Here is an 11,667-nt window from a genome sequence, read left to right as displayed (position 1 = left end):
GAAAAGAGATTTCAAAAAAGACTAAGATGCATGGCTCCTTTAGAATATCGAAACCATGCATCCAAATGTGCATAACATTTTAATTAAATTACCTGTCTACTTGACAAAGGTCAGTTCAACCCAGCTGTCTAATTTTAATAGTTTATTCTTCATATCTGCTGATTTGAAATAACTCACCTGATCACATATATACTTTCTCTGTTTAGGATAGTTTTGGATTTTGGTCTGATATGCAACCTTATCGACATGGTTAAGACTCGAATATAGTTTGTGTACCTTAGAAATGTAAAAATTAGAGAAGATTTGGCAGAGTAAAGATATATGAGGTATTTAACAGCAAAAGATAGAACTTATTGATAAAAAAAATCGGGGATAATCCCCGATTAATGTGATAGTCTAGCATCTTCTGCCAAACAAATCACCACAGTTACAGAAAATAATTACTAAGAGTAAAAAGAAGAATAGTAAAGAATCATCCATACCATTACAACCTTCGCCTCTTCCGCCAAATAAACCACCCATAAGAACACCTCCTAATTTAGTTAAGAGTAGAACTCTCATAATAGAATATGAATGATAGTGATAAAGTGTTAATTATTATTTTATAATAATTAAGTAATAGATAATATAGTAGGAGTTCTGTATGAAAGAATAATATAATGAAATCAAATATCTTAAAGGATTGAAAGGTCTCATAATAGCTATAGCATAGTAATATAAGAAAAGTTTCTAAGTTCGCACTAGAGGTAGCTTTTCTTAGCTACTGTATAAGAGACTTGCACGAAATCAAAGATTTCGGCAATCTGCTTTAAATTCATTTAGGTTAAGTTCTTAACACTAAGATATTGATAGTAGAACTTTTTTATTGATTATAAAAAATCGGGGACAAGCCCCGATTTAATTATTCTAAATTAGAAGAAATCACAGTTACAGAAAATAATCACTAGAATTAAAAAGAAGAATAATAGTGAAGTATCCATACCGCATCCGCCGCCAAACCAATTGCCACGTACTTCATTGTCAGACATTATTAACACCTCCTGGAGAGTAATAAAAAGATTGTGATATTAGTTACAGAAGCAGAATAAAAGAATCAATATTAAGAATATGATTATTATTGAATCATCGAAACATCCGCCACGGAACCCTCCACCACATTGTTTGTCTACCATTCATCACACCTCCCAAGGACTCTACACTGTAGAATTTTGTTAGAATCTAGGAGAATGAGGTTTTTTCAACCTCTAATACACAGTATTCATATTGTTAATGAAACGTGAATGTTTAAAGTAAGTTTTCAAAATGGATATCTAAAAATTACAGTAAAGAGAAGAAAAGATTTTCATTACTTAATTAATTTGTTTCTTATTAATAAATCAAGAGAATATTTAGGTCTTGATTTAAGGACTACTTTATTTTTTTGTTCGTAAGTTTTTTCTTCAATTAAGATATTATACTTTTTAAATAAAGATTTTCCGATTCTATGTTTTAAATCTGCTTTATGTAATTGAGCAAAAACTAATCAAATAAAAAGTTTTAAATTAGCATAGTAAAAACTCTCTCAAGAATCTATTTATATATTGAAAGGTGAAAAAGTCGACTAAAGTAATCTTCAAAAAAATAAAAAATTAGGGAGGGTTTATTTATGGCAAAAGTATTTTTAGATGCAGGTCATGGTGGTAAGGATCCAGGAGCATTAGGTAATGGGTTACAAGAAAAAGACATAGCATTATCAGTAACATTAAAAGTAGGAAATATATTAGCAAATCATGGCGTAACTGTAGGATATTCCAGAACTACAGATGTATTCTTAGAATTAGCGGATAGGGCTACAAGAGCAAATAATTTTGGTGCAAATGTATTCGTGTCAGTTCACTGTAATGCATTTAGCGACACATCAGCAAAAGGAGTAGAAACTTATAGTTATCCAGGAAGTACAACAGGTGCTAACCTATCAAAGTCTATACAAAACAGCATAATAGCAAGTGGTGTATATACAGTAAACAGAGGAACTAAGACGGCAGATTTTGCAGTACTAAGATTAACTAATATGCCAGCAGCATTAGCAGAGTTAGCATTTATAACTAATGCACAAGATGCTGATATATTAAGAAATAGACAAAATGATTTAGCAGTAGCAGTATCTAAGGGAATATTAAACTACCTTGGAATACCATATCAAGGTGGTGGTTCAACACTTTACAAAGTGCAAGTAGGTGCATTTTCAGTAAAGGCGAATGCAGATAATCTAGCAAATGAACTTAAAGCAAAAGGTTATAGTCCGATTGTAGTTACAGTAGGAGGATTATATAAAGTGCAAGTAGGGGCATTTAGTGTTAGAGCAAATGCAGATGCTTTAGCAAATGAATTAAGAGCTAAAGGCTATGATGCAATAGTAGTAGCAGCTTAACAAAAAGGCTAGGGGAAACCTTAGCCTTTTTAAATAATAATGCAGAATAGCTAAACAAAATATTGAATGAGATTGACTGGCTAGTCGTTACTATTTTAAGATTTAAAATAACAAAGAGACCTTCTAGGAGGTCTCTTTATATAATTGGAGTGTTTTTTTATTTTTAACATGGCTGATTCTAAATAAGAAAGAAACGCCTAATACTATTATATTAATTTAATTAAATTTGGTGAAATAAATATTTAAAATATAGAATAAAATTTAATTTTTTAAACGAACTTGAGAAGAAACTGAGTAATAGAATGAAAATTAGACCTTATAATAAAGTCTAGGATTTTTTACTTTTTGATAGAAAGGTTTAATGTGGTATAATTTTACTGATACTGGAACTTGTATATATAAGATATAATTAGGAGGGATTCAATGAAGGCATATTTAGCGAATGGATTATTTGGTATGGGAGACAGATTATTAAATTCACTGATAGCATCAGAAATAAGAAAAGAAATAAAGGGAATTGATTTATATGTTCCTCAAGAGAATGATGCTATAAATGATAAGAGTTCATATGCTGATTCTATTACTATTGCAAAAGCTGATATGGATAAACTTAGAGAAAGTGAATTTTTAATAGCAGTAATAGATGGTGTTGAAATAGATAGTGGTGTTGCTGCTGAAATAGGGGCATTTTATATGATGGATAAACCTATTTTTGCTTTATATACAGATGTACGTCAGCAAGGTAGAGATAATAATAAAAAGATTGAAGCACTGATAAATGATAGTACTGAAAATCAATTTATATATAGAAATCTCTTTGTTATTGGCTTGATTAAGCAGAGGGAAGGTAATATATACTCTACAGTAGAGGAACTTGTAGAAGGAATAAAAGAATATTTGAGAAAATAGGTTTAGAGGATGAGCATGACATCTATGTTGTGGACAAAGGGTTTAGTGTATTAAGTAAGTTTATATAATATGAACTTATTAAAAATTATAGGCTCTCAATTCATAGTTTTATTATTAAATATTATGATTACTAAAACCAAATATCATTAGAAATATCGTATTATTCAGGAAAGAATCTTATGGTATTTTTTATGTTGCGTAAAAAGTATTTAATATACAATTAATATTATTCTTATGAAGTAAGAAGATAATATTATTTTAAGTTCAATAGATTTGTTATAAATAGACAATATAGAGATAGACATATTTTATAAAGATAGACAGTAAAGAAAAAAAGAACTATAAAAAAAGAGTAGCTGCTCTAAAGGTTCAAGCTCAAGAACAGCATAATAAAAAATTTATCTCTAATGATAGTGATTTAATATGCTAGGAATTAATTCAGTGTAAAAATAATTAGCTAAAAATTCTATCTCTCAAATAATCCCAAGCATCTTTAGGAAGCCAGCCGTTGTAAGTATTTTTCACTTCTATTACTAACAAACAATCATTTTTATCAATTGTGGAAGTAAGGTTACTAGTGATTTCTGAAAGAGATAGATCTGACTTAATTATCCAAGTTGAATCTAAATAATGCCACCAAGCATTGTCGTATGAAATTTCTTTAATTTTTCCATAAAGACTTTCATAATTTTTATCTTTATTTTTTAAGTCATAGGATATTAAATATGACGTCATACATACACCCCCTTATTTAGCTATTAATACCATAGGTAGCATTGGATTAAACAAACTATACCATTTAAGGTAGTGAAACAAATGATTTTAGGTGAGAAGATTAGCGAATTAAGAGAAAGAGTATTTTTAAGATATTTGATAAGGAGAACAAGACTTACTCTTAATTTTATAGTGTAGTAAATGGTCCTAGAATAAGTATAATTACAAAGCTGGATAGTATCTGAAGCAGTAGAAGAAGCAGAAATTGTCCGAAATATTAGATAGATGGTATGAAATATAAAGAAAAGTTTGGAAAACAGAATGAAGCATAAGAAAGAATCGGGGACAAGCCCCGATTCAATATGGAGATTTAGCATCTTCTACCGAAAAAACCATCACAGTTACAGAAAAGAATTACTAAAAGTAAAAAGAAGAATAATAAGGAATCTCCATTATCACAATCTCTTCTACCTAATAAATCGGCCATGATAGCACCTCCCATTTTTTATTTTCATTTGGGTGAAAATAAAGGTCTCATAATAGCATATGAAAGATGGTGATAAGTTGTTAATTATATTTTTAATGGGCCATATACAACTGGATATATACCATTTAGAAGGGTGTTTTGATAAAGAACTAAGACTATAAAAAAGTTAATTGCAGATTAAAAATATATAGAAAATAGTATTTTAGGGAACTAGATATGAGATAGACTGAAGTGTAATATGAAAAATTCTTAAATAAAGAACTTTCTAACCTAAAAATGAATATAGAAATGTTAAAATTACATTGGTAGGTAAAGATAAGACCATATAAAATGTTGAGTTAAAAGTAGGAGACGAATATAAAAAACAAGATGCACCAAATGTGGTAAACTATTATTTATATCAGAATGTAAGGGAGAATATAGGTGTAAGACTAAAAATACTTATGATACTGGAAGGAATAGTTAACTATGAAGGATAAATATGTATGGTAAAAATAGTTGAAATACAGGCTATGTTGTTTTAATATAATGAAAGGAGGGGTTTAATATGAAAACTAAAAGGATAAAATTTATAGCATTATTAGCAGTATTAATAATTATACTATCAATGTTAAGTGGGTGTGCATTATTTAGTAATGAAATTGGAAAAATGAAAGAGGCATTAATGGGAAGAACTGCTATAGTGCAAACCTATGACGAAGAAAGCAATATTATTGATAGCATCAAAGGCAGTTCAATAAGTATTAGTTCGGAAGATAAATTTAATTCTAAAGATGAAGAAGGAAATACCATTAATAAGTCTTCTGTAATAAATTTAACTATAGGTGGCAAATCAATGGTTCATGTTGGTAGCAGCTTAATCCTTTATGAAGAAGGTTTGACTGATATATTTAATGAATATAGTAAAACAGTTGATATTCAAAATATTGATAGGTCAACCCCCTTTGTTAATAGAATGGTAAATGATATGAAAAATTTTACTACCGGAAAAAGTAGAGTAGTATTGATAAGATCACAATCTGGAAAACCTTTAGCTACATTTGCAGGAAATAAAGTTAGTTATTTTGCAACAGGAATAGACAAGTCTACTGGAATACTAATAGATGGCAAATACCTTTTTATATATAGATGTGATTATACAATTTATGATACTGAACTATTAGAATAAATAATAGATAGAGACTTTAGAAGCTCAGGATAATAGTCCTTGGGCTTTTATTTATCCAAAGAGGGGCTTTTCATGACAACAACACGTTTAATTTCAATGTACCTAAATGAAGAAAAATCTATTGCAGACTGTCTCGCAGACAGCACAGATTATGCAATAAATCCTAACAAAACCAATGATAGTGAATACATCAACTCCTATGAATGTGACCCTAAAACAGTGCAGGGAGAATTCCTTTTATCCAAACGAATATATTCTGATATTACAGGTAGAGAGCAAGCATAGCTTATCAAATACGGCAGTCTTTTAAACTAGGTGAAGTTACACCAGGACTTCCTAATAAAATTGGTTATGAATTAGCCTTAAGGTTTACTAAAGCAAATCATGCTTTTATTGTAGCTACTCATATAGATAAAGCTCATATTCACAACCATATTATATATAACTCTACCTATTTAGACTGTACACGAAAGTTTAGAGATTTCTTAGGTTCTGGTAAAACTGTACGAAAAATATCTGACCGTCTTTGCCTTGAAAATGGACTATTTATTATTGAAAATCCAAAGTGTGGGAAAAATCATTATGGCAAGTGGCTTGGAGATAAAGAGACTTTTTCTCATTCTGAAAAATTGAGGATTGTTATTGATGAAATACTTAGAAAAAAACCTGCCGATTTTGAGGCATTTTTATCAGAAATGAAACTGGCAGACTATGAGCGGTGGGCAAAGATTTTTAACCTCAAACAAATGGCACAGACCATCAATTTTTTAACGGAAAACAATCTGCTTAGCTATGAGGATTTAGAGAAAAAAGCACAGACTGTTGCCGATAATTTCAATCAATTATCGGTTCAAATTAAAACCACTGAAAAGCATATGACAGAGATAGAAAATCTAAAAACTCACATCATCAACTATTCAAAAACTCGTGATACTTACACTGCTTATCGTAAGGCAGGATACTCTAAAAAATTCTATGAAAAACATACTGCTGATTTACTTTTACACAAAGCTGCAAAGGCTGCTTTTGATGAATTAGAGAATAAGAAATTGCCTTATGAGAAATACCATTCAGCTAAGAAAGAAATACAAAATGTTTTGACTGCAAAGGCAAATGTTGACCGTCTTTTAGGTGAGGATATATGGGAGAAAGAAAAAGAAAAACACAAAGAACAGAGGTAATCTTACCTATGATTCTTTAGCTCCCAAAGGGAGCGTAGCCACACAATTTATTGTGTGTTCAATGGGGATTGGTGGTACTCCCCAACAAGCAGATTTGGCAAAAATTCCGTAAGGAAATTTTATGCAAAATCGCAAGGTGTGTACCACCTTGCCCTGCTTGCCATTCTTCTTCAGATATTGTTTTAGTTGCAGAAAATATTTCAAAACAATTAAATAATATGTTAAAAATAAAAATTATGTCCCTTTTTTTCTTCTTGTGCGTTATATAAGTAAGGACATAAATAGTTAAAAGTTCTTCAGAAATAATGAGTACCGGATAAAAATAATGGTAACTGCCCGTAGCGGACAGAAATCTGAAATCATTACCTTAATGAGTAGTTCTCAAAGTTCTTAAAGTTGTTTTTTTATGTGATATTTGCAATTAGCGATAGAACATATTAAATATATGAAATTGTATAGAATTAACATCATGGATAACTACAGTAGTATAGAATATGAGGGAAATAAAATTAACCTCATATGACATAAAAATAACAAGGAAGGAGTGTGTTGATATGTTTCATATAAGGTCAACAAACAAATTAAAATGTTCTATAATGTCTCTAACCTGAATACTTAATACCGCACAAAGTACATGGAAGGATATTTAAGAACCTTATTTAATATTTTAAGTTATAAAAATGTACTAAAAAATCAAGGAGGTATTCAAATGAAAAAAATTCATACTTAGTTTATGCGTTATATTGAGTTTAACTTCTGTATTTGCTTATGCAGCAGAAGATATAGAAAACATTGAGAGCGAATCATATCCTACTTTTATAATAATCAAAGACAAAAATGAGGCTTGCATTTTATAGCAATGACGGCTTTGAATTCAATTCACCAATACTCGATATGGATGATGTAACAGCTTATGGTACTGCTGTAAGAAATAAAGCACATTATATTAAGTACACGAGCACGCAAGGAACAAAAATAAGTGGGACAGGCTTGGTTTACTAATAATAAGCAAAGTTCAAAAATATCGTCAGCAAAAATGCTGACGATATTTTTACACTTATGTGTAAGGTTATCTGATGGTGGAGTGTCTAATAAGTAAAGGAGGATTATAAATGAGCAGAAAAACGCTGGCTGAAGAGCACTTTAATAATTTGATTGATAAGTATGGGACTGAAATTCTGAGACTTTGCTATCTTTATCTTAAGGATTACCAACTTGCTGAAGATGCATGCCAAGATACATTTTTAAAAGTCTATAGCAACTTTCATAAATTTAACGAACTATCAACAGAAAAAACTTGGATTACAAAGATATGCATAAATACCTGTAAAAATTATCTACGGAATCCATGGAAAAGGAAAGTTAAGTTAGAAAATAGGGAGTTGGTCCAAAATGAAATTTCTGATCAGGAAATATTTGACGAATTGGAAAAAAGTGAGTTATTCAGCTCTATCATGAATTTAAAACAGACATATAAGGAAATTATTTTAATGTATTATTATCAGCAATTATCAGTTAAGGAGATATCGCAAATCTTAGACATTTCAGAGTCAAATGCTTTTACACGCCTGTCAAGGGTAAGGCAATTTTTAAAGGATAAAATAGGAGGAATTATTTATGAACAATCTTGAAAATTTAAAAGATTATGTTGACAAAAATATGAATGGCATAATGATTACAGATGACATTAGAGAAAATATACAATTTAAAGTTAAAAATAATAAACGTAACCACTTAAAATGGGCGGCAGTTTTAATCTTGCCTATTTTGATGCTTTCTACATTAGTTTTTAATGAGCAGATAAGTTATGCCGCACAAAAGATATTTAGTTATCTTCCAGGTATGAATAAAATATTTCAAACCGACGGAGAAAATAAGGTATACGGACTTTTGGGCTCAGTAGAAATGTCTGATAATAAAAATTATATAAAGGTAAATACTGCTTACAATGATGATAACACTGTCACACTAATAATGGAAGGCAATGTTAAAATCGAAAAAGAAATTGATAAATATATAACTGTAGTAGATGAGGAAAACAATAAGGCAGACTTGATAACAAGTGATATTATTATAACAAGTGATAGTATAAATAATAATGATTATCAATGGAGTGCTCGGTGTACTTATGAATTTTTAAAAGCGACAAAAAAATTTAATATTATTTATGATAAATTTAATATCCCCGTTATTATGGTCGAACTTCCTGAAATTCCTTTTGATAGCCATAACTATATTTCTGTCCAAAATATCAATGCAGATATTGCAGCGGTAACGAATTATGTGGGAAATAAATTAGAAGTCAGTCTATTATCACAGTCATACGATAAGGGAAAATCCATATCTTTTCCGCTCAAAGATATTTATCTTCTGGATTCACACGGAAATAAATTCTATAGTACGAACAATAACCATGAAAATATACTTTATTTTGATAAAAAATTAGAGAATGGAATTAGATTGATTATTCCATATATTTCAGTTACAGATAACGATGTACATTCCAGCATGACTATGAGTAAATACGATTCTTTACCTATTGAATTCAGTCTTGGATATAATAAACTGGTAATTAATACTGCAGAATGGATTGAATATAATGAAAAGTTTAATTACAGAACATCTGATAATAACAACCATATCTTTGAAGAAGAAGCACAAAAGATAAAACTCACTATAAGTAAAAGCATTGGTAGTTCTGATAAGTTAAAGCTGCAAAATATTTCAGTTGACGTAGATCAAGACCAGTTAAAAGAATATACGAAAGAAGGTATAAAAGTTATATGGGATGATCCTTATGCAGACATAAACACTCAGGTTTCTCAAGAAGAAAATTTTGAAATAGTCCTTTCAAATATAAAAAATACACAAGAAGAAATTGACTTGATTTTTTATGCTCCCGTTTACAATACGTTAGACAGTGTAATAATTCCATTAAGGCCATAAATAGCATAAAATATTCGAATGAAAAAAAGGTAATTGCCGTTTTTATTGTGCAGTAGATGAAAATAATAAGACTGCAAACAACGTATTTATTAGAAACAACTAATTATTCAAATTCTTTTGATATGGATTGAGAGTTTAAAGTCTGATTCCCTCTAAACTTTGTTGGTGCTCGATAGGTTTAGAGGGAATGATTGTTGTCTGGATTTACTTACATCTGCTTTCCAAAGCAGTAACTTATCAACAGATCATATTGTCTAATTATCAGGACTTTAAAATATTGTATTCTTTTCTTATTTTCTTCACGTAACTTCATAATGTTTTTTCATTAAAACTTAGGGTTTAATATTTTTCTTCAATTATTTTTTTCCTGTATTTATATGTTTTTTCTTATCTTTTTTTGTGGTAACATCTCCCTTTCAAAATTTTCTGAATCCATGTATACATAAGAACTTAACGCTGATGAGTATGTCTCATGGATAAGTACACATGCTTCTCATATAACTCTGCCAGAGCCGTATAAATCAAAATTTTACGCAGGAATCAAGGACGCTATTTTGAGTTTTGGCAATAATATAAAGCTTTATGATACAATAGTTTTGTATTTAGCAAGAAAGCCATAATCTCGCAATATACGCATAATATAAAGTTAAGTTAATTCATTATCTTAATATCGACTAAAGTAAATATTAAAAAAATTATAATTTATAGTTAATATTTCAAATGGTTGCAATTGTTTGAAAATGAAAAGGAAGTTGTGAAAATTAAAAACTTTATGGTTCAATGTAATGTAGCTTATGATTAGACCAAAATAACTGATTATAAAGAAAGACAACCAATATTCGTTTAATTATATACATTATATGGGTTTTGGTATAATTAGCACGTCAATTTTATTAGTGGAGGTAAAAAAGGTGATTACATATAGAGAGATTGATAGTTCATGCCTTGATGAATATGATAAAATTCCAATGCTTGTTAATGTGAAAAGCATACTCAAATTAGAAAAGATTGAGAATGGGTTTAGAAGGATTTTATTAAAAAAACTCCAACCGAAGAATAAATAAAGGATTTAGGAGAATATGAGGAAGTAACAAAATATGCAGAACAATTTGATATAACTAATTGGGCATTCTTTATGGCTTTTGATAACGAATTTCCTATTGGGGCAGTTACTGTTGTTTCAGAAACAAAAAATGTTCATCTGCTTGGCGGTAGAGATGACATAAGTGTGTTATTGGATATAAGGGTTGACGATAGATATAAGCAACAGAGAGTAGGTACAAAGTTATTTCCTATGGCTGTTGAGTGGTCAAAATCAAAAGGATTAAAACAAATGAAAATTGAATGTCAAAATAATAATGTTCAAGCATGTAAGTTTTATCATAAGCAAGGTACAGTATTAGGAAGAATAGATGAATATGCTTATTACGAAGAGATTGAAGATAGAGATGAAGTTCAACTTATATGGTATTTAGATTTATAAAATTATATTGAGTATAATATACAATCTTTTCAAAATATGAATTAAGGGCAGTCACTCAAAATGATTTTCCTTAATAGTAGTTATTATTCTAAAACATAGCCATAAAATAAAAGCAATATATTGAAATAAAGTTTTGGCCGTGATAAAATCGTAGAATAAGGTAATCGATGTGCAGGGTGTGGTTGCCACCTCATTTCGCAAAAGAAAGGAGGTGGTGTGATATGAGTACATTTCAAGCAATTTCATTAAATTATCAAGACCTAATTTTTAAAAATAGGTAATTAAGGAGAAATGAATATATTATACATGTATAATATATTCATTTCTCTTATATTTTCTTATAGATATCTCCATAACTAATTTTTAACT

At 29.5% G+C, this 11,667-nt stretch carries 11 protein-coding genes and 1 pseudogene; 10 read left to right on the top strand and 2 right to left on the bottom strand.

Annotated elements, in window-relative coordinates; translation table 11 throughout:
- Nucleotides 1–396: 396 nt before the first annotated feature.
- Nucleotides 397–522 carry a hypothetical protein gene (locus KQI38_RS22390; protein WP_255374552.1) on the bottom strand — a complete coding sequence of 42 codons (126 nt, stop codon included), beginning with the start codon at nucleotides 520–522 and terminating at the stop codon, nucleotides 397–399.
- Between the two features lie 1,123 nt (nucleotides 523–1,645).
- Here KQI38_RS22390 and KQI38_RS13430 point away from each other — a divergent pair.
- On the top strand, nucleotides 1,646–2,410 hold the full coding sequence (locus KQI38_RS13430) for an N-acetylmuramoyl-L-alanine amidase (RefSeq protein WP_216560202.1): 765 nt from the start codon (nucleotides 1,646–1,648) through the stop codon (nucleotides 2,408–2,410).
- A gap of 423 nt (nucleotides 2,411–2,833) precedes the next feature.
- Entirely contained in the window at nucleotides 2,834–3,319 is a 486-nt protein-coding gene (locus tag KQI38_RS13425; RefSeq protein ID WP_216560199.1) for a nucleoside 2-deoxyribosyltransferase, read from the top strand.
- 453 nt (nucleotides 3,320–3,772) lie between these two features.
- On the opposite strand, the gene KQI38_RS13420 is transcribed toward KQI38_RS13425, so the two are convergent.
- The gene (locus tag KQI38_RS13420) at nucleotides 3,773–4,054 is read right to left on the bottom strand and encodes a hypothetical protein (protein WP_216560196.1); all 282 of its coding nucleotides are present in this window, start codon (nucleotides 4,052–4,054) and stop codon (nucleotides 3,773–3,775) included.
- A 1,013-nt stretch (nucleotides 4,055–5,067) separates the two neighbouring features.
- Between KQI38_RS13420 and KQI38_RS13415 the strand changes: the two genes are divergently transcribed.
- The 8 genes and pseudogenes from KQI38_RS13415 to KQI38_RS13390 all read left to right on the top strand — a co-directional run bounded on the left by KQI38_RS13415 (nucleotide 5,068) and on the right by KQI38_RS13390 (nucleotide 11,298).
- Nucleotides 5,068–5,688 (top strand): DUF5052 family protein, encoded by a 621-nt coding sequence (locus KQI38_RS13415; RefSeq protein WP_216560193.1) that lies wholly within the window; start codon nucleotides 5,068–5,070, stop codon nucleotides 5,686–5,688.
- A gap of 72 nt (nucleotides 5,689–5,760) precedes the next feature.
- Entirely contained in the window at nucleotides 5,761–5,973 is a 213-nt protein-coding gene (locus tag KQI38_RS22835; RefSeq protein ID WP_246565846.1) for a hypothetical protein, read from the top strand.
- A pseudogene (locus KQI38_RS22830) lies at nucleotides 5,970–6,173 on the top strand (relaxase/mobilization nuclease domain-containing protein); the annotation flags it as partial. The gene KQI38_RS22835 and the pseudogene KQI38_RS22830, both read left to right, overlap by 4 nt.
- A 144-nt stretch (nucleotides 6,174–6,317) precedes the next feature.
- Nucleotides 6,318–6,869, top strand: a complete 552-nt coding sequence (locus KQI38_RS22825; RefSeq protein ID WP_420857135.1) for a hypothetical protein — start codon at nucleotides 6,318–6,320, stop codon at nucleotides 6,867–6,869.
- A 1,112-nt stretch (nucleotides 6,870–7,981) separates the two neighbouring features.
- Nucleotides 7,982–8,500 (top strand): RNA polymerase sigma factor, encoded by a 519-nt coding sequence (locus KQI38_RS13405; RefSeq protein WP_216560191.1) that lies wholly within the window; start codon nucleotides 7,982–7,984, stop codon nucleotides 8,498–8,500.
- The gene (locus tag KQI38_RS13400; RefSeq protein WP_216560189.1) at nucleotides 8,487–9,815 is read left to right on the top strand and encodes a hypothetical protein; all 1,329 of its coding nucleotides are present in this window, start codon (nucleotides 8,487–8,489) and stop codon (nucleotides 9,813–9,815) included. Before KQI38_RS13405 ends, KQI38_RS13400 begins: the two co-directional genes overlap by 14 nt.
- A 911-nt stretch (nucleotides 9,816–10,726) precedes the next feature.
- On the top strand, nucleotides 10,727–10,879 hold the full coding sequence (locus KQI38_RS13395) for a hypothetical protein (protein WP_216560187.1): 153 nt from the start codon (nucleotides 10,727–10,729) through the stop codon (nucleotides 10,877–10,879).
- Nucleotides 10,876–11,298 (top strand): GNAT family N-acetyltransferase, encoded by a 423-nt coding sequence (locus tag KQI38_RS13390; protein WP_216560205.1) that lies wholly within the window; start codon nucleotides 10,876–10,878, stop codon nucleotides 11,296–11,298. Before KQI38_RS13395 ends, KQI38_RS13390 begins: the two co-directional genes overlap by 4 nt.
- The last annotated feature ends 369 nt before the right edge of the window (nucleotides 11,299–11,667 follow it).

The sequence above is a fragment of the Tissierella carlieri genome, from assembly GCF_018917285.1.
GTDB classification, from domain to species: Bacteria; Bacillota; Clostridia; order Tissierellales; family Tissierellaceae; genus Tissierella; species Tissierella carlieri.
The sequence above is the reverse complement of the archived record's forward strand: the minus strand, read 5'-3'. Positions and strand labels throughout refer to the sequence as shown.

Coding starts and splice junctions, on each gene's coding strand:
- KQI38_RS22390 (WP_255374552.1), bottom strand. CDS start 522: ATGGGTGGTTTATTTGGCGGAAGAGGCGAAGGTTGTAATGGTATGGAT.
- KQI38_RS13430 (WP_216560202.1), top strand. CDS start 1,646: ATGGCAAAAGTATTTTTAGATGCAGGTCATGGTGGTAAGGATCCAGGA.
- KQI38_RS13425 (WP_216560199.1), top strand. CDS start 2,834: ATGAAGGCATATTTAGCGAATGGATTATTTGGTATGGGAGACAGATTA.
- KQI38_RS13420 (WP_216560196.1), bottom strand. CDS start 4,054: ATGACGTCATATTTAATATCCTATGACTTAAAAAATAAAGATAAAAAT.
- KQI38_RS13415 (WP_216560193.1), top strand. CDS start 5,068: ATGAAAACTAAAAGGATAAAATTTATAGCATTATTAGCAGTATTAATA.
- KQI38_RS22835 (WP_246565846.1), top strand. CDS start 5,761: ATGACAACAACACGTTTAATTTCAATGTACCTAAATGAAGAAAAATCT.
- KQI38_RS13405 (WP_216560191.1), top strand. CDS start 7,982: ATGAGCAGAAAAACGCTGGCTGAAGAGCACTTTAATAATTTGATTGAT.
- KQI38_RS13400 (WP_216560189.1), top strand. CDS start 8,487: ATGAACAATCTTGAAAATTTAAAAGATTATGTTGACAAAAATATGAAT.